16 protein-coding genes are annotated in these 19262 nt (G+C 52.9%); 6 read left to right on the forward strand and 10 right to left on the reverse strand.

All coding sequences use genetic code 11. The features are described 5' to 3' along the window. Window positions 1–18 precede the first annotated feature (18 nt). Window positions 19–918 (forward strand): LysR family transcriptional regulator, encoded by a 900-nt coding sequence (locus WG929_RS08055; RefSeq protein WP_416205634.1) that lies wholly within the window; start codon window positions 19–21, stop codon window positions 916–918. A 195-nt stretch (window positions 919–1113) separates the two neighbouring features. On the opposite strand, the gene WG929_RS08060 is transcribed toward WG929_RS08055, so the two are convergent. Next, complete coding sequence (locus tag WG929_RS08060) at window positions 1114–2166, reverse strand: NAD(P)-dependent alcohol dehydrogenase (protein ID WP_416205635.1); 1053 nt, start codon at window positions 2164–2166, stop codon at window positions 1114–1116. 696 nt (window positions 2167–2862) lie between these two features. Here WG929_RS08060 and WG929_RS08065 point away from each other — a divergent pair. Continuing rightward, window positions 2863–4332 carry an MFS transporter gene (locus tag WG929_RS08065; RefSeq protein ID WP_416205636.1) on the forward strand — a complete coding sequence of 490 codons (1470 nt, stop codon included), beginning with the start codon at window positions 2863–2865 and terminating at the stop codon, window positions 4330–4332. 229 nt (window positions 4333–4561) lie between these two features. After that, entirely contained in the window at window positions 4562–5623 is a 1062-nt protein-coding gene (locus WG929_RS08070; RefSeq protein ID WP_416205637.1) for an alkene reductase, read from the forward strand. A gap of 3 nt (window positions 5624–5626) precedes the next feature. Here the strand turns inward: WG929_RS08070 and WG929_RS08075 are convergent, their stop codons facing one another. Beyond that, window positions 5627–6184, reverse strand: a complete 558-nt coding sequence (locus tag WG929_RS08075) for a LysE family translocator (RefSeq protein WP_416205638.1) — start codon at window positions 6182–6184, stop codon at window positions 5627–5629. Between the two features lie 286 nt (window positions 6185–6470). On the opposite strand from WG929_RS08075, the gene WG929_RS08080 reads away from it, so the two are divergent. The 3 genes from WG929_RS08080 (at window position 6471) to WG929_RS08090 (ending at window position 8402) form a co-directional block, all read left to right on the forward strand. Then, on the forward strand, window positions 6471–7016 hold the full coding sequence (locus WG929_RS08080; protein WP_416205639.1) for a sigma-70 family RNA polymerase sigma factor: 546 nt from the start codon (window positions 6471–6473) through the stop codon (window positions 7014–7016). A gap of 141 nt (window positions 7017–7157) precedes the next feature. After that, window positions 7158–8153: a permease gene (locus WG929_RS08085; protein ID WP_416205640.1), complete on the forward strand. Its 996-nt coding sequence runs from the start codon at window positions 7158–7160 to the stop codon at window positions 8151–8153. A 12-nt stretch (window positions 8154–8165) separates the two neighbouring features. Further along, on the forward strand, window positions 8166–8402 hold the full coding sequence (locus WG929_RS08090; RefSeq protein ID WP_416205641.1) for a thioredoxin family protein: 237 nt from the start codon (window positions 8166–8168) through the stop codon (window positions 8400–8402). A gap of 171 nt (window positions 8403–8573) precedes the next feature. On the opposite strand, the gene WG929_RS08095 is transcribed toward WG929_RS08090, so the two are convergent. From WG929_RS08095 to WG929_RS08130, 8 genes are all read right to left on the reverse strand, one after another. Beyond that, entirely contained in the window at window positions 8574–9326 is a 753-nt protein-coding gene (locus WG929_RS08095; protein WP_416205642.1) for a M48 family metallopeptidase, read from the reverse strand. An 83-nt stretch (window positions 9327–9409) separates the two neighbouring features. Beyond that, entirely contained in the window at window positions 9410–12730 is a 3321-nt protein-coding gene (locus tag WG929_RS08100) for a type I restriction endonuclease subunit R (protein WP_416205643.1), read from the reverse strand. Further along, window positions 12727–13731 carry a virulence RhuM family protein gene (locus tag WG929_RS08105; RefSeq protein WP_416205644.1) on the reverse strand — a complete coding sequence of 335 codons (1005 nt, stop codon included), beginning with the start codon at window positions 13729–13731 and terminating at the stop codon, window positions 12727–12729. The genes WG929_RS08100 and WG929_RS08105 overlap by 4 nt, the downstream gene beginning before the upstream one ends. A 13-nt stretch (window positions 13732–13744) precedes the next feature. Next, window positions 13745–14230 carry a hypothetical protein gene (locus WG929_RS08110; protein ID WP_416205645.1) on the reverse strand — a complete coding sequence of 162 codons (486 nt, stop codon included), beginning with the start codon at window positions 14228–14230 and terminating at the stop codon, window positions 13745–13747. Then, window positions 14227–15522 (reverse strand): AAA family ATPase, encoded by a 1296-nt coding sequence (locus tag WG929_RS08115; protein WP_416205646.1) that lies wholly within the window; start codon window positions 15520–15522, stop codon window positions 14227–14229. The genes WG929_RS08110 and WG929_RS08115 overlap by 4 nt, the downstream gene beginning before the upstream one ends. After that, window positions 15516–16754: a restriction endonuclease subunit S gene (locus WG929_RS08120; RefSeq protein ID WP_416205647.1), complete on the reverse strand. Its 1239-nt coding sequence runs from the start codon at window positions 16752–16754 to the stop codon at window positions 15516–15518. Before WG929_RS08120 ends, WG929_RS08115 begins: the two co-directional genes overlap by 7 nt. A gap of 80 nt (window positions 16755–16834) precedes the next feature. Beyond that, a complete protein-coding gene (gene dinD, locus WG929_RS08125) occupies window positions 16835–17695 on the reverse strand; it encodes a DNA damage-inducible protein D (RefSeq protein ID WP_416205648.1) in 861 nt (286 codons plus the stop codon). A 12-nt stretch (window positions 17696–17707) separates the two neighbouring features. After that, on the reverse strand, window positions 17708–19261 hold the full coding sequence (locus WG929_RS08130) for a type I restriction-modification system subunit M (protein WP_416205649.1): 1554 nt from the start codon (window positions 19259–19261) through the stop codon (window positions 17708–17710). Window position 19262: the final 1 nt, after the last annotated feature.

A 19262-nucleotide genomic window follows, 5' to 3' on the forward strand; every position in this document is an offset into this window, starting at 1 on the left:
AGCACAGGTAACGATTTTATGTCCCGCGACCGCTATGGCGAACTACAAGCCTTCCTCAACGTTGCCCGTGAAGGCAGCTTTACCAAGGCTGCCGCGCTGCTGGGCGTTTCCCAATCGGCTCTGAGCCATACCATTCGAGGATTGGAAGCCCATCTGGGAATTCGCCTGTTACACCGCACCACTCGTAGCGTATCGCCCACCGATGCGGGACAGCGGTTGCTTGAGCGTATAGCGCCTCATTTTAATGATATTGATGCTGAAATTGCCGCTATCAGCGCCCTGCGCGACAAGCCTGCTGGCAGTGTGCGAATTTCCGCCAGCGACAATGTCGCTCAAAGCCTCCTCTGGCCCCGACTGGCACCGGTACTGCGCCAATACCCCGACATCCAGCTGGAAATCAATATCGATTTTGCCCTCACCAATATTGTCGAGCGACGTCTGGATGCCGGTGTTCGCCTGGGAGAGCAGCTAGAAAAAGACATGATTGCGGTGCCTATCAGCCCGGCGGTACGCATGGCCGCGATTGCCAGCCCCGGCTACTTCCAGCGCAACCCGATTCCCCAGGTTCCACAAGATTTACTGGCGCATAATTGCATCAATTTCCGCCTGCCGACTTACGGCGGCTTGTACGCCTGGGAGTTTGAGAAAGATGGCCGGGAATTGAATATTCAGGTCAAGGGACAGCTCACCTGCAACACCAGCCAACAGGTCGTTGCGGCAGCATTAGATGGCACCGGCATCGGTTTTCTGACTGAAGACACCGCCATCCAATTCCTCCGTGAAGGGAAGTTGATACGCGTACTGGAAGACTGGTGCCCACCCTTTTCCGGCTATCACCTGTACTACCCCAACCGCCGCGAACCAACCCCGGCTTTCCAGATTGTGGTGGAAGCCTTACGTTGGCCACAGCGTTTCTGACGATGATGCCCATCCGTTGGTATTGGTTGGTATTGGCAGCCGTAAACCAAATGAGGCTACTTCACCGCTTCCCACCAGCGGGTAAACGCTTGCTCGGTATTTGCCGGTTTAACCCGCTCACCGATCACGGGCATCAGCAGCCGATAAGGCTGGTTGATGCTGGCGGCAGCCAGACGCTCAAACAGGCGACGGCCATCAGCCTTCGAAGGCTGGCATCGATGACATATCAATCACAAAACGATAACGCACATCGGACTTTTCCAGTCGCTCGTAGGCTTCGTTGATTTGATCCATACGGATCATTTCCACCTCTGGCAAGACACCGGTTTTGCCACAAAAATCGAGCATTTCCTGGGTCTCGGCAACACCGCCAATCAGCGAACCAGCCACCCGGCGGCGGCCCAGAATCATCGGGGCTGTGTGCAATTCCTGCATTAACCCCACCTGACCAACAATCACCAGCGTGCCATCCAGTTCCAATAACGGCATATACGGGTTGATATCGTGTTTTACCGGTACGGTATCAATGATCAATTCAAAACGATCAGCGGCATGCTTCATGGCAGCCGTATCGGTGCTGATCAGCACGGCATCGGCCCCCAAAGCCTTCGCTTCGTCGGCTTTCGACGCACTGCGGGTGATGGCCGTTACGTGTGCGCCCATCGCCGCCGCCAGCTTCACCGCCATATGGCCAAGACCACCGAGGCCAATCACCGCGACCTGACTGCCTGGCCCCACGTTCCAGGTACGCAGCGGTGAATAAGTGGTGATACCGGCACACACCAGCGGTGCGACACGGGCGGTATCAAGATTTTCGGGCACGCTCAGAACGAATTCTTCACGTACCACCACATGGTTGGAATACCCCCCCATGGTATGACCCATGGCGCTGCCATCCGGCGTATTGTAGGTATCCACCCGGTGGCCACAGTATTGCTCTTCTCCGGCATGGCAGGGTTTGCAATGCTGGCAGCTGTCGACCATACAGCCCACTGCAACCAGGTCACCAATGTTGTATTTGGCCACCTCGCTACCCACCGCCGACACCCGACCAACAATTTCATGACCCGGTACTGCCGGGTATACCGTCCAGCCCCAGTCGTTACGAGCGGTGTGTAAATCCGAGTGGCAGACACCGCAATACAGAATATCAATCGACACATCATTGGCATGAGGTTCACGACGTTCAATGGTCATGGGGGCGAGCAGGGATTCTGCAGCTTGGGCAGCATAACTTGCAGTTTTCATAACAATTCTCTCTTCGATGTCATTTGATAAAAGCGAGCGGTACGTTGTGGGCACCACTGCGGTGCCTTATACGGATTATTCTACGGATGGGTATTGCTGATCCGTCATCTGTTCCAGCCATTCCACCACTTCGCCATCCAGCGCTTCCTGCATGGCAATATGTGTCATGGCAACGTCTGGGGCAGCACCGTGCCGGTAAACCAGTCGGATGGATCACGCCAGGACGGCTGCGAAGCATTTTTGATCACGGAAATCATGAGTGGATTCTCCTGTGGGGCAATGGTTCGGCGTATCAGCCGTCATATCAAGGCAGACACAATGTGCTGGACATCCGAACGGCAAACACCGATCCGCAATGACGCCAAGCAACGATCGAGTAATCGAATAATAGTAAGGGGAATCCGCGTTATTGATTAGGCAGGGCAGCTGGGTTGCATTAATGCATTCAGCTCATGAAACAAACAGATTTTTTATCTCAGTAAGTCGTAGAGATGCTGCGCTGACTATATCCGCTCAGACTTCATCGGCCATAATTCATGAATTACTCACACAAGCTCAAGCGGTTTACCCCAGTATATTGATAGATATAAATCTCTTAGCATGGCCGTTCACCCAACTTTTTCAGCTAACGCTTCCATATAGCCATACACTCTTTTGGATCAAACCGCGATGAAGATGCAGGCATCAAAGACAAGCTTGTCGAACTCCAACAACACCCACACTACAAACAACACAAACAACACAAACACCAAGAACACCACCAACCCCAATCAGGTACTTGCACTGGTACTGGCCTGTTATGTGATGATTATTCTGGACATCTCCATTGTGATTACCGGCCTGCCGGAAATTCAGGCCGAGCTGGAGTTTTCCAATGCCATGCTGTCCTGGGTTCAGAATGCCTACACCCTGACCTTCGGCAGTCTGTTATTACTGGGCGCACGCAGTGGTGATCTGCTGGGTCGTCAGCGTATGTTAATGATCGGGCTGGCCTTGTTTGCCCTTTCATCAGTGCTGATTGCCATGGCTCAATCTCCGCTGGTCTTGTTGGGGGGACGCGCCCTGCAAGGTTTTGGTGCAGCCATTCTTGCGCCCTCCACACTGGCCTTGCTGTCATCCTACTTTCCAGAAGGCCCCAAGCGCATCAAAGCGCTGGCCTGGTATGCCGCTACCGCCGGTATCGGAGCCAGTTTGGGGTTGGTACTTGGAGGGTTGTTTGCCGGATTGTTAAGCTGGCGCGTTGGTTTTTGGGTGAATGCCCCCGTAGGCCTGTTATTGATGCTAGCGACCTGGAAAATATTGCGCGACCAGAGTGCCCAGCCTCCCGCTGGTAAAAAATCGCTGGCCGATTACGATATCACCGGAGCCATCACTTCAACGCTGGGAATGAGCGCTCTGGTGTTCGGCACCGTACATTCCACCCAGGCAGGCTGGACAGATGCGACAACTCTGGCAAGTCTCGCCACAGCCGTGCTTTTTCTGGGCTGGTTTCTGCGTATCGAATCTCGCCACCCCACCCCGCTACTCCCCATGCGTTTGTTCAAAAGCCGTGAACGAGTCAGTGCTTATCTGGCCCGTATGATGTTTTTAGGCGCCATGGTTGGTTTCCTGTTTTTCGCCACTCAATTATTGCAACGGATTCTTGGCTTTTCTCCGGTTGAGGCTGGTATTGCCTTTCTGCCGTTCACCGTACTGACTTTTGTTGCCTCCACTCAAGTACCGCGCCTGACGCGTAAACTCGGCAACCACAACGTGGCATTGTTGGCGCTGGTTATCCTGGGTATTGGTATGGCCTGGCTGGCGATGAGTGATGGCAGGAGCGACTACTGGCTGGCCATTGGTTTACCCATGTTGCTGATCGGTTTGGGTAACGGTGCGGTACTTGGGCCACTGACAATCGCCGGCGTAGCTGGTATCAGGGAAGAAGATTCCGGCGCAGCCTCCGGTATGGTTAATGTTGCCCACCAGCTTGGTGGCACCCTGGGTCTGAGCATTCTGGTAGTCATTGTTGCTGCAACCGAAGCGGGTAGCAGCTCAGCGCTGACCGATGAAGCGCAACTCGCTCATCAGCTGACCGTCGGCTTCGAAGGTTGCCTGGTGTTTGTGATTCTGGCCGGTGTGATCATGACAACCCTTAACCGCAAACCCGTAGCGCAAACGGTTTGAGCCGCCCATCTTTATTACTCATCAAAAAAAACCGGGGAGAGACCGCCAAGCCGGTTTACATTAAACTGCCGGTTCATGCACATGCCACAGCAGCATGGCTGTCTGACACAAAATAAGACTCCAGACGGAATATACCGTCCTATTGCCGCGCCCCCCGTACGGTTGTTTTCCCACTTTCTGATGTTGCATAGTGATGCCCGACAGCCACCACCTCAGGAGCACTCCCGCCATGCCCAGCCTGTTCGATTCCATCCAGATGGGTGATCTGGAATTAGCCAACCGCATCGTTATGTCTCCCTTGACCCGCTGTCGGGCACCCGGCCGTATTCCCAATACCCTGATGGTTGAGTACTACCGCCAGCGGGCCAGCGCCGGACTGATCATCAGCGAAGCCACCGCCATCATGCCAATGGGAGTTGGCTACCCGGATACACCAGGCATCTGGTCGGATGAGCAAGTCAAAGGCTGGCAACTCATCACCGAGGCAGTGCATCAAGCAGGCGGCAAAATAGTTTGCCAGCTGTGGCATGTCGGCCGGGTCTCGCACCCGCACTACCTGGACGGAGCAACACCGGTATCCTCCAGCGCTGTTGCCCTGCGCAGCCATGTCCGGCTACTGCGCCCCCAGGTCGAGTACCCGGTACCACGCGCACTGGCAGCCGATGAAATACCCGCCATTATTGAGGCTTATCGGCAAGCGGCTGAAAACGCCAAAGCCGCCGGTTTTGATGGCGTCGAATTACACGGAGCCAATGGCTACCTGCCCGACCAGTTCCTGCAAACCAGCACCAACCAGCGTACCGATGCCTACGGTGGCCCGATTGAAAACCGCGCCCGCTTTATGCTCGAAGCCACCGATGCCCTGATTGCTGTGTGGGGAGCCAGCCGCGTCGGCGTCCACCTGTCGCCCGCTTGCGACACCCAGGATATGGGCGATGACGACCCGGCAGCCACTTTTGGTTATCTGGTTGATGCCCTCAACCAGCGGGATATTGCTTTTATTTTCAGCCGCGAAGACCTCAACCAGACCGATGCTCTGACTCCCCAACTACGCAAACGCTTCAACGGCACCTGGATTGGCAATATGAACCTCAGCCCGGATAGCGCCAGCCAATTACTGGCCGACAACACGGTTGATGCTGTCGCCTTTGGCCGTGACTACATTGCTACCCCGGATCTGGTGGAGCGGTTACGCAACGGCAGCGCCTTGAACGAAGGGGACCACAACACCTATTACAGCCCCGGCAGTGCCGGTTATACCGATTACCCGACACTGGATACCGCGGACTGACGATTAACCGGCCCGATGCACGGTCGATAATAACGACGCAGCCCCCACAAACATCACCGCAAAGCTGCGATTTAACAAACGCTGCTGACGCGGTGATTGCAAGTAACGTAATACTTTCGCAGCCAGGCCGGTGTAAATCACCATCACCACCAGATCTACCGCCACCATGGTGATCAGCATAACGCCATACTGAAGTGGTAAAGCCACCTCTGTATTCAGGAACTGCGGCAACACCGCCAGTATAAATACGATGGCTTTGGGGTTACTCATATTCACCAAAAAACCTTTCAGAACCAGTCTGGCTGGTGATTCACGCCGGGTGTCCCGAGCGTGCTCCACCTCGTCATCCAGATTTGCCGGAGTGGCGTGCCATTGCAGCCAGCCCAGATAGACCAGATAGCCCACCCCAAACCACTTGATGACCTCAAAGGCCCAGGCAGACGTCGCCAGCACCGCACCAACGCCAGCCACTACCACCCCGATTTGTACAACCAGCGCCAGCTGTAACCCAATCACATTCCAGTAACCGTGACGAAACCCATACTGCAAGCCGCTCGACATCGACGCCACCGCTCCGGCGCCAGGAGAAAAACTGATCACCCAACAGGCAGTTAAAAAACGTTAGCCAAATATCCAGTGCCATAACAACCTCTAACCTCTCAAACAGAATAACAAGCAAAATAGCCAGCCCAGACACAGAGTCTCTGCCCAGGTGACAAGACAACCCACGGGGTGCAGGATGATGACGCCAACGATCGTCGAGTGGTAGCATATCCCGTCCCGGAACAACACGCGCCAGCGCCCGCAACCCCCCGCTGACACGGCTTATTGCACAGGGTAACCATCATTGGAATGTCTTTTACAGGCAATACGACAGCACGAAGCAGAACTCAGGGCTTTTTTACAGCAACGAGTCACCGACAAAACGATCGCAGATGACCTGCTGCAAGAAGTACTGCTGCGTACACTGCAACAAGGTGCCAGGTTCTGCGCCGTACAACAGCCCCGTGCCTGGATGTTTCGTGTTGCCCGCAACGTCATTATTGATAATCATCGCCGACAACATCCACTGAGCGAGTTGCCGGAAGATATAGATATACCACAGCCGGACTCGACCCCGGAGCTGGATGATATCGATCTGCTCTCGGAATGTCTGAGCCGTAATCTTGCCCGTCTGAATACCACAGACAGAGAGATACTGGAATATTGCGACCTCAATAACCAGACGGTGAAATCCTACTCCACCAGCGCAGGGATCAGCCTGTCGGCAGCCAAGGCCCGCCTGTTACGCGCACGCCAGCGGCTGCGTCACTCGCTGGTTGAACACTGTCATGTCCAGTTTGATGAACAGGGCAAGGTCTACAGCCATCGTCGGCCGTCGTCCTCCAACTGACGGCATCCGGCTTGAGCCAGAAGCCACAATCCGACTGCGGCATGATCCATAAGATATCAACCATAAACAGTTATAAAAAAACCTGCATCCTTTTGCTGGCCCATGCGTCTTCAGTAACAGACACACGTAAGAGAGCGCACGATGTTCCAGATATTCACCGATTTCGCCAGCTGGTTGATCTACGACCTGCTGGGCTTCCTGCCCGAGACCAAACTCGGGGATGCGTTACATTTCTTTGTCGAAGACGTCAGCAAGATCTTTGCACTCTTGCTGGTGCTTATTTACATCATCGCCCTGTTACGCGCCTCGCTGAATGTCGAGCAAGTGCGTGATTATCTGGCGGGCAAAAATCGCGGCATTGGCTATCTGTTGGGTTCCGGCTTTGGAGCGATTACTCCGTTCTGCTCCTGTTCCAGTATTCCCGTGTTTCTCGGCTTTACCTCCGCCGGTATTCCGGTCGGGATTACCATGTCGTTTCTGATTACCTCCCCGCTGATCAACGAAGTCGCGGTTCTGTTACTGCTCAGCCTGCTGGGCTGGAAATTCACCGTCCTTTACGTCGTGGTCGGCATGATTGTGGGTATGCTCGGCGGGCTGTTTCTCGACAGTATCCGCGCCGAACGCTGGCTGCAGTCCTTTGCTGCCAAAGCGCTGGCAAATGGCCGCGCCCAGCAAACCGGCAACGACAACTCAGCTGAAGTTCAAGCCATGTCATTCCATGACCGCCACCTGTTCGCCAAAACCGAGACCCTGGAGATTTTTGCCCGAGTCTGGAAATGGGTGATTATCGGTGTCGGTCTGGGCGCTGCGCTGCACGGTTTTGTCCCCGATGGCTGGATCGAACAGCACCTCGGCGCTGGCCAATGGTGGACAGTGCCTGCCGCCGTGCTGGTTGGCATTCCATTATATTCCAACGCCACCGGCGTCATTCCGGTGATGGAAAGCCTGATCACCAACGGCTTGCCGATTGGCACAACCCTGGCGTTTTGCATGAGCACCGTGGCTGCCAGTTTCCCCGAATTTGTATTACTCAAACAGGTCATGCAGTGGCGCTTGCTGGCGATTCTGTTCGCTATGTTGCTGGTGTCTTTTACTGTCATTGGCTGGATTTTTAACAGTGTGTTATTTCTTTTATAAAAGAGGTTGTCGATGAAAACCATCAAAGTACTGGGCACCGGCTGTGCCAAATGCAAAAACACCGTACAAGTGCTGGCAGACAGCGCCCAGGCGCTGGGAATAGAGGTCAAGATTGAGAAAATTGAAGACCTGCCACAGATTATGGCTTATGGCGTTATGTCGACCCCTGCGGTCGTTATCGACGAAACAGTCGTACACAAAGGTGGCGTACCCACTCAAGACCAGGCCACCCAGTGGCTGCAGGGCTAACCGCCATCAAGGCCTGCCACGCATCACAGCCTATCTGATGGGTTCACCAACCCCAGATTAACGGCCTTGAGCGTGGCTTCGGCACGGTGACTGACCTGCAGTCGTTTGCATCGTTTGCTGCGGCTCCCTGGCTGTTTGGCATCTCATCGACGAAGACGTGTTACGTTGCCTTTAATTCAGAAGCAAACGATGTGCCATGCCATCCAGCTTTTCTTTCACTGACTGCCAACCAGGCATAATCTGGTTCATCAAACGGTAAAACCGTTCACTATGATTGTGTTCCGCCAGATGACACAGCTCATGCAGCAGCACATAGTCGATGCATTCGCGTGAGGCTTTCACCAGATAAGGGTTGAGGGTCAGACAGCCCTTGGGTGAACAACTGCCCCAGCGGGTTTGCATCACCCGAGTTCTGAACTGTGGCCGCTCAGATACCCAAAGCGTGTGCTCCAGCATGGCATCCAGTCTGCGAGCGAAAACATCGCGGGCCTTGTCCTTGTACCACTCCGCCAGCAGAGTCTTGACATTGCCGGAGTGGCGCTGTCGAACGGACACCTCCAGACTGCCGCGCAGCAGCTTTACCTGCGGAGTGTGATCCTCCGATTCAATCACTTTCAGCATGTACTGTTTGCCCAAGTACAAGTGGCTTTCTCCACTGATGTACTGGCGTGGAATCAGGTGCTCATATTGCTGGCGGAAGTCACGCAACTGCTGGTGAATCCAGCGCGCCCGTTTTTTAACGGCCACCAGCACAGCATGATCATCGATATCTGAGGGAGCCGCCGCCACTACTCGACCATCAGGGTACACCTTGATCTGCACCCGACTGGTGACTTTGGGCCGGTCTTCCCGGCAAACCAGGATGCGTTCATCGCCATAGACAAAGCTCAATGTGCGCCCCTGCGGATAGATCATCACACTCATGTTTGCAGCACTTCATATCGACACATGGCTTCTGGCCATCGCATCGAAACCCAACGCATGAAACCATCGTCTCTCCACATCACTCAGGACTCAGCCTGGCTCAAACCGACACGGGTAATTTGTACGACCTTCTCCACCAGCTTCTTGGCCTGATCCATACCGGCACCCACCCCTTTGGCTTCCCTGAACAATAACGGCAGCAGTTTCTTGCGAATATCCGCCTCGATGTTCTGTGGATTAATGGAGTTTTCAGCAACGGATTGAGTAACCGCTTCATCCATTTCAAAGGCCAGCTTCACCCACTTATCCTGAACCTGCTGATCCATCACGATGAATACTTCCGGCAGCACCTGCTTGAACAAACCAAAGTAGGCCTGAGCGTGACGATGACCCGCAAAAAGATCAGGAATATCGTCCAGCTGGCGCTGCGCCACTTGCTCGGTAAACTCCTGAAATAGCAGGTACTGTTTCATCGGATGATCAAACAGCTGTTCGGCTTCTTCAAGCACCTTGCGCAGCAGCGTTGAAAACGTCTCCTGCGCATAAGGGTCATCTTGCAATTCCTGCTCGATCATCCGGGTGACGCGGGTTTTAATGATGTCGGTTTCGTTGCGAGTCTTTTGTTCCGTCCAGTCTTCTTGTTTCTGCTGTCCCATCTTGCCAACCTCGTAAACACCATCGGGTTCACGCACTTCCACGCCAACCACATGCTTATCCAGCAGCTTCTTCACCTGATCCGCATAATCATCGTAGTCCACCTGCTCCCCGTTATCCTGTTTCACCAGCTGGCGCAGGCTGGATAGCTGTTTGACGGTTTCCTTGTAGTGACGGCGATCATCGTCACTGAAGCTCTTGTCCTCAAAGAAAGTGGCCGACTGCAATGCAACCTTCAAGCAGCTGGCAAAGGCGGTCAGGGCTTCATAGAAGTCCTCCCGTACCTTCAGATGCACATCCACCAGCTCTCCATCTCTGTCTTCAATCTTGGGGACCAGCACCTGGCGCAACTGCTCAATATCATTTTTGTTCTTAACGCCATCAAAGATCGCCCATAGCTGCTTGTACAGATGTGGCAGGCGCTTGTACTCGGTGCTCATCTGCTCGTACAGGCCCTTGATATCGTCGATGTCATATCCGCCCTGCGTGCGGGAAGCCAAGTCCTGATACTTCTGGATGGTAGTATCCAGCTCAGCCAGAATGCCGCGATAGTCGATCAGCAAACCAAACTGCTTTTTAGCGTGCAGGCGGTTCACACGAGCAATCGCCTGAATCAGGTTGTGTTCTTTCAGTGGCTTGTCGATGTACAGCACCGCGTTTTTCGGTTCATCAAAGCCGGTCAGCAGCTTGTCGACCACGATCAGCAGTTTCAGCGGATCTTTATCGTCACCGAAGCGCTTGATCATACATTGGGTGTAGTCCTGCTCATCTTCCGAACCAACATTGTCTTGCCACCACTGTGTTACTGCTGGCATGGCAGACTCATCCACCGAGGTGTTGCCTTCGCGGGTATCCGGTGGGCTCATGATCACCGCCGATTCAAAGCGGCTGTCTGCAGGCAGCAAGCCCTGAGCTTCATCCAGGTATTTTTTGTACCGGATAGCCGAAGCCTTACTATCACACGCCAGCTGACCATTCAGCTCGGCATCCAGATTGTTGGCAAAATGCTGGGCTATGTCGTTGGCAATCAGCTGAATACGATCAGAGGCCTGATACAACTCACCTTTTTTGGCGTACTTGCGTTTCAGGTCGGTTTTTTGTGCATCGGTCAGCGTCGTCGCTATACGCTCGAACCCGGCATCTATCGCCCGTTCGTTAATATCCATATCCGGGATACGTTCTTCGTACAGCAGCGGCGTAACGGTTTTATCTTCTACTGCACGTTGCATGGTATAGGCATGTACGATCTTGCCGAATTTGTTTTCGGTCTTGTCGTCTTTCAGTAGCGGTGTGCCAGTAAAGGCAACAAACGCAGCGTTGGGCAGCGCCTGACGCATACGAATGCTGTTTTCACCCCCCTGACTGCGGTGACCTTCATCGATAAGCACGATAATGTCCGGGCTGGTATTCACGCATTCGGGCAATTTGGTCGCGCTATTAAACTTCTGGATCAGCGAGAAAATAATTCGCTCGTTACCCGTACCGATTTGATCTGCCAAGCGGCGGCCAGAAGTCGCCATGGCAGCGGCTTTGTCTTTCTTGTCCGCCAGCTCACCACTGGATGAAAAAGTCGTACTGAGCTGGTTTTCCAGATCTACCCGGTCAGTGATCACCACAATCCGGCATTGCCTCAGGTCGTTATGCAGAATCAGGGTCTTACTCAGGAAGACCATGGTCATCGATTTTCCCGATCCGGTGGTATGCCAAATCACACCACCCCGACGCGCTCCAGATGACTTACGGGTATTGATACGCTCAATCAGCGCCTTGATACCAAACACCTGATGGTAGCGCGCTACCACCTTGCCAACTTTTTTATCAAACAAGGTGAAGTAGCGCACCATTTCGAACAGGCGCTGGGGGCTCAGCAGGCTGATCAGCAATTCGTCCTGGCCGGTAACCGCCAACTCGCCAGCGGCGATGAGGCCTTCATACCATTGGCGGTCATCGGCTTTTCGATGACCAAATAACTGATCCAGTTGTGGTGCAGTCAGTGTGCAGTTCTTGATGGCGAACTTTTCAGGCTCAGAAATAGCCTCCTCACGCCAGGTCGACCAGAACTTGGCCGGTGTACCACAAGTGCCGTAGCGTCCCTCATTGCCGTTGATCGATAGCAATAGCTGGCTGTAGGCGAACAGCATTGGGATCTCATCATGGCGCTGATTACGCAAACATTGCGAAACTCCTTCCGCCATGGTTGGCCCTTTTTTTCCGTCTGGCCGCTTGGCCTCAATCACCACCAGCGGAATACCGTTCACAAAACAGACGATATCCGGGCGGCGCTTATCCTGATGAGATGAACCGGCACCACCGGAGCGACTCACGGAAAACTCTTCGGTAAAGGTAAAACTGTTATTGGTGATACTCTGCCAATCGATCAGAGGAATGGTGGGGCTGACCTTTTTACCCTCTACAAATTCCGTTACCGAGATACCGTAAAGCAGATGGTTGTAGATCTTTTCGTTGGCACTCAGCAGCCCTTCATTCAGCGCAGGGCTGCAAACCTCGGCAATCAGATTATCAATGGATTGTTGCGACAGGGGGTACTGCTGACCAGCATAGGTAAAGCGGCGCTTTTGCAGCTCTGCCCGTAGCACATCGTGCAACACAACCTGATCGCACTTGCCACCACGGGTGGCCAGCGCCTGACCCGGCGACAGAAACGACCAGCCAAGATTGGTCAGCAACGCCAACGCAGGCAGTTTGGCGCTGTATTCTTCCTGGAATTTGGGGACGGTGTAAGTGGTCATTCCTTGGCCTTTTTCTGCTGCTGCAAACGCTGTTGCAGCTTCTCTAGTTCAGCTATTTCTGCGGCGTCGGTTGCCTTTGCTTCTGCTGATTTTCGCTGTTGGTCAAACTGCTGATAACGCTGGTTGGCAATCTGTTCCATCCGGGAGCGACTGATATGCCCGGCGTTATTCAGTAGTGGCTGTTCGTTGAACGCCATAAAGTTGTCGACATACTTGCGCCAGTCATCGAGCTTAAGGTGTTGTTTGCTGTTTGCCCGGAACTCAGCAAATTCGAGAAACATGCTGACCAGGCGATTCAGTTGCTCCAGCTCATCCGCTTGCAGATAGTTTTTGGCAATCACAACATCCGCCTTGCGAACACGCAGGCCTGAAAAGCTGGTCAGATTCATATTTGGCTGACTTGAATCTGCCCGCTGTACAACCAGCTCTGCTGCTGTATGTCCGGTTACAGCGAAGAATAATTTGTTCTGCACTTCAGCAAAAAGCTGCCCAGTCTCTTTTTCATTGGCTCGGTAGTCTTCAGACAGCGCCAGAAGATCACGGACTTTTTGATAGAAACGCTTTTCGGACGAACGTATGTCACGAATGCGTTCAAGCAGCTCATCAAAATAGTCCCATTTGGGGTCTTTCAGGCGTTCGTCATCCATAGCGAAGCCTTTGGTCAGATATTCCCCCAGAGTACGAGTGGCCCACTGGCGGAACTGAGTCCCACGGGTTGAACGAACCCGGTAGCCCACCGCGATGATCATGGGCAGAGCATAAAGCTTCGTTAGGTACTCTTTACCGTCATCGGCAGTTGTAAACTTTTGGTTTACAACTGCCCCTTCAGCCAGCTCACCATCTGACAATACGGCTTTTACATGCTTGCTGATATTCTGCTTGCTGGTCTGATACAGGTCAGCCATTTCCAGCTGGGTCAGCCAGATCTGGTCTCCCAACTCGCGTAATACGAACTGGGATTGACCATCGTCGGTGGTGTAGAGGATTAGGTCGTTATCCATTCGAATGTCCCGATCAATTCGGTTGGTAGTGATAAGCAGTCAAGTCTGCATCCAGTGACCAGATGAAAATTTCCGTCATGGGGAATCGGCTTTTACAGGTATTAAATTCTTCAATAATGCTCAAATCACCCAAGCTGGTGCCTTCTCCCCGGCGAGTCTCCGACTTGTTCTGTCCCGCCAGATCAGGGAACTTGTTCAGCCATTCCATCACTTCCTTATTTTTGGGGAAGTCACTGGTTTGATAGGGGGCATTGCCATGAAAGGATTCGGACACCGCCTCGCAGAACTTCTGCGCCACCTGACGGCGCGTTCTGCCATCGCCATTCTGGGCGATATGATTACCGGTCTCCAACACCGTGGCCATCGGTAAAATAAAGGTGCATGCCATCTCGATATACTGGGCAAAATCCTGAAAAACCTGATTCTTTTGCTGATTTCTACCGGGTACATTCAATATATTCAGAAACACGCTGGTATCCAGAATAATGACGCTGCTCATTCATCATCCCCTTGCATCCTTGCCAGCCAGGCCAGTGCCTTCTGTTTTTTCTGTTCCGGCGTTTCTGGGGATTTGACAAAACGGTCAACGGTGCCGCTCGTAACCAATTCACCCAGCGGGCCTTGAGCTAGCAAACCAGGAAAGTCATGTAAATCCATCAGACGGATCAGTTTGCTGGCACCGGTTTCCGGACAGCGATAACAAAACACCACATCACCCAAAGCCGCATCTGGCAAGGCATCCATCAGTGCAGGATTGTGTGTTGATAGCAGCAATCGCACGCCCCGTTGTTGGGCTTGCTCACGCATGGTATTTAGCAACTGGCGAGCACGAGAGGGATGAATACCGTTGTCCACTTCTTCAATCACCACGGTGCTGCCGGGCTCGGCAGACAACAAAGCCGCCGCAATGGCCAGCACGCGCAAGGTGCCATCGGAAAGCAAATCGGCCGTCCAGCGACGCTGTTGGCCCCCAAAACTTTCTACCAATTCAACCAACCGAGCCCCCCGTAACCCCTCTTGAAAATTGAGGGTTGTTACATCCTGCTCGGGCAGGCTGCGAATAAATGCAATCACTTGGTCTTTGGTTGCCGAGTCTTGGCACAGGCGATACAAAACGCCAGACAGGTTGGAACAATCCCCTTTCAGGCGTTTATCCGGGTAGCTGGCTTCCCGCATCTGAGAGGGCACAGGGTCAAGAAACAGCGTATTCGCCAGCAACTTCTGATAACGGCCGGTTACTTCAGGAATGACTTCCTGAGCTTTTTTATGACCCGCCTCAAACAATGCTGAAGAGGCCAGCTGGTTCAGTACGGTGATTTGGTCGGTACAGCTGAGCTGAGGTTTTTTCCCTCCCCGCGCAAAATTGTTGTAAGCCACCCGAATCGTATTGGTCAGCCCCTGCGAGGCCTGTTCAATTCGGTACAGGGGGAAGTTCTCCGACGGTGAACGGATGCTTTCTTGGGCGATATGCAGCTCGTCATCCCGCAGCGCCAGTTCGATCTCCAGGCGATTCCAGTCGTTATCATCCGTTGAACACCCCAGTTTAAAGCTATCGCTGCCCAGATAGCCCAGATCCCGCACCCTCCCCCGCACGACCTGCTCGGAATCCTGCACCTGATGGCGAAGGACATCCAGCTTCTGCCCTTGCGCCAGCCAGCAGAGAAAACGAAAGGCTTCAATGGCATTGCTTTTGCCAGAGGCATTGGCTCCGATCATCAACGTCAAGGGGGATAGAAGCAGGGATTCTTGCTGATAGCTTTTGAACTGACTAAGGTGAATGGCCGTCAGCATATGGACTCCTGTTCATCGACTTTAACTCGCCGTTTACCCGTCAGCAGCTGCTGCATCAGGGCTTTTTTCTCTTGTTTCAGGTGATCGAGCTGCTGTTGCAGGGTGGTGATTTCTTGGTCGGCGGTGGAGAGAACAGCAGCGATTTTTTGTTGCTCCTCCAGTATTGGAAGAGGCGCTCTCAGCGAGAAAAAGTCAGTAGGCTTCACGTTTAGAAGCCCGTGTGCTCGGCCGCCTTCATGAGCAACCTGAGACAGGCCTTTGTTCATAAGGCCAGACCCAAAGTAATGCTCCCAGTAGTCACTATCAGCCTTGCTCACGTCCGACAGTTCAAAGCAGATATACAAGGTGGTCACAACGCCATCGTCATACCGGTTCAGGCGTTTAATCGCCCCCATCGGATAGCCGTTTGAGTAGCTTTTGTTGTAAGCAAACTGGCTTTTTCTCAGCAAGAAGTAACCGTCGAGAGTATCAGAGGCTACCGTTTTCTTGAAAAAATCTTCTTGTCGAATCAGGCCGTGAACGCCGGAGATGGTCACAACGTTGGTACTTTGACCATTATTTTTCTCTGTAACCCGATCAAAAATCGAGGACAACTTGACCTCAGACCACTCCCCACTAAACCTCTCTCCATTCTCATCCAGCAGGCGTTTCTTACCCGTCAGTAGCTGCTGCATCAGGGCTTTTTTCTGCTGCTGGCTGTTGGCGAGCAGCTGCTCTGTGGTGGTGATGGCCTTATCCCATGTAGAAAGGATTTGGGCGATTTTCTTTTGTTCGGGGAGTGGGGGAACAGGAACTTGTATCGACTTGACGATTCCACTACTCAAGTTTTCTTGGCCTCCACTATTTGCCATTTCCCGTATGTTTTCATATTGGCTTACGAGAAATTGATAGTAGTAATCAACTTCATAACCGGGGTTTAAAACTATCGCTGCACATGCCTGATTGGTTGAGGCCTCAATACCTAACTTGGCAACTTGCCCTCTCGTTTTCCCTTGCCCGTACATCGCCATAAGAATGGTATCCACAGGAAATAACTTGGCAGACGAGTTTGCAAGGCCTTCTTCCGTAATCTTTTCAGAGGTGTCTTCTATAATCTTATATTGAACCTCAGAAGTTGTTACCCAAGGAATGTTGCCATTCCAATATGCGTCATTTTTTCTGCTGGGAGTCCCACCAGAAGAAACATTGGATATTTCCTCAATGGTGCTTAACTTCCACCCCTCAGGCACCATACCTCAACTCCTCCAGATAATTAGCCATCTCGGTTGCAAGCTCAGTCAACCACGCTTTCAGTTGTTCATCCCCTGAAAAATTATTCATCGCTACCGTCCTGATCGCCCAACGTATCAGGGTTCTTAAGCGACTTCTTATCAGCGGATACCAGCCGGCGCTCGACCTTCTTTACATCTTCAGCGGGCGGGAGGCTTTCCGGCCGTATGCCTCGGCTCAGCAAAGTATCTCGTACAGCCTGGTTATTGGTAACGTGCTCGCTGGAGATTTGCTGTTCCCGTGTCATTTGTTGAGCGCGGGCATTGTGAATGGTGATCTCGGTAGCAAAGTCCTTGGCCTTGAGGATGATGGTTGGCGCAAAATCAGCCAGTGGCTGGTTATCGGGCACTTGCCATTGGGCTTTCATGGCTTTGGTGTTACGGCCAAACAGAGCGGTATCACCTTTACTGCGGATCAGGGCAAAGTTTTGATTACCCCCGGCTTGCTCAAAAATGACATTGGAGAGCTCTTTCTCTGTAGTTGATAGCTTCTGCCGTGCTTGTACGCGTTCTGTTTCAAGAAGGCGCTGCTCGATTAACTCGGCTTTGCGGGTTTGCATGGCAAAGTAGGTTTGGGCGAAGGCAATCTCTTGCTTACGGGAATCACCATTCTGAGCAATCAGGTAGCAGGCGTAGCGGGTGAGCATCACATCGTCGATTTCACGCTGACCGCCCTTGCCGAGCTCGATCATTTTCCCGACGTCGGCAAAATGATCAGAAACGCCGTGACCACTGACTTCACAGGCGGTTTTGGCTTTGGATATCACGCTGACAAAGTTATCCCACTTGCCATAACCCAGCAGGTGCTGAAGGTCTCGCGCCAACCAGTACTCAACTCCGTTTTCGGTCTGTTGGGCATGCCCTTCAAAGGTGATGGTAAGCGATTGAATTTGCTGTTGTTCCATACTCGAAACCTCCTATTCCGCGTTATCCGAATAACCCAACTCGGCCAGGTAGCCCTGCATTTCGTCTTCCAAACGGCTGAGTTGCGCTTTCAGTTGTTCACGCTCGGCACGCACGGCCATCAGGTCGATTTCTTCCTCTTCTTCAAAGGTATCGACATAACGCGGGATGTTCAGGTTGTAATCGTTCTCTTTGATCTCTTCGAGACTGGCAACGTAGGCGTATTTATCGACATCGTTGCCAGCGTGGTAAGTGGCCACAATCTTGGCGATATTCTCTTCCGTCAGCAGGTTCTGGTTTTTACCGGCTTTGAAGTCGCGGCTGGCGTCGATAAACATAACGTTGTCGTCGCTCTTGTTCTTCTTGAAAATCAGAATCGCGGCGGGAATACCGGTGCCATAAAACAGTTTCTCTGGCAGGCCAATCACGGCATCGAGCAGGTTTTCTTCAATCAGTTGTTTGCGGATTTTGCCTTCGCTGGAACCACGGAACAAAACGCCGTGTGGCACGACGACCCCCATACGGCCCCCGAGTTTACCTTGAGAAGCAGGTTTTAGCGTTTCGATCATATGCAGGATAAAGGCGTAATCGCCTTTGGTTTTTGGTGGTACGCCCCGGCGGAAGCGGCTGAACTTATCATGTTCGGCTTCGTCGTGGCCCCATTTATCCAGGCTGAATGGCGGGTTGGCGGTGACAATATCAAACAGCATTAAGTCGCCATTTTTATCCAGCAACTTGGGGTTACGGATGGTGTCGCCCCATTCGATTTTGTGGTTGTCTTCGCTATGCAGGAACATGTTCATTTTGGCCAGCGACCAAGTGGAGCCAATGGCTTCCTGTCCATACAGGGCATAGTTTTTACTGTCGTGATTTTTGCGAACTTTGCTACCGCATTTCATTAACAGCGAGGCGGAACCGCAGGCCGGATCGCAGATGCTGTCACCTGGTTGCGGGTCTAACAACTCGGCGATCAGGTCACTGATTTCTGGCGGGGTATAAAACTCACCGGCTTTCTGACCACCGCTGGCAGCGAAGTTTTTGATCAGGTATTCGTAGGCGTTACCGATCACGTCCAGCGTGCCGACTCGGCTGGGTTTTAGGCTTAACTCGGGTTTGGCAAAGTCTTCCAGCAGGTGACGCAAGATGGTGTTTTTCTGCTTCTCTTCACCCAAACGGTCGGTGTTGAAGGAAATATCCTGAAACACGCTTTTTCCGGCGTCTTTCAGTTTGGTGCCGTTGGCTTCTTCAATGGCGTGTAGCGCCTGATCGATACGCTCGCCATTGCCGGGTTCGTGGCGGCGCTCGTACAGGGCATAGAAGCTGGCCGCCTTGGGTAGAACAAAACGTTCGTTTTTCATCATCTCTTCGATGAGTTCTGGCTCGTCGCCGTATTCGGCCTTGTAGCCATCGTAGTGATCCTGCCATACGTCGGAGATGTACTTGAGGAACAGCATGGTCAGGATGAAGTCTTTGTAGGTATCGGCGCTGATGGTGCCCCGGAAGGTATCGCAGGCATTCCACAGGGCTTTGTTGATGGCGTCCTGGCTGATTTTATCGGTGATGCTCATG

It is taken from the genome of Oceanobacter antarcticus (genome assembly GCF_044962685.1).
Lineage (GTDB): Bacteria > Pseudomonadota > Gammaproteobacteria > Pseudomonadales > Oceanobacteraceae > Oceanobacter > Oceanobacter antarcticus.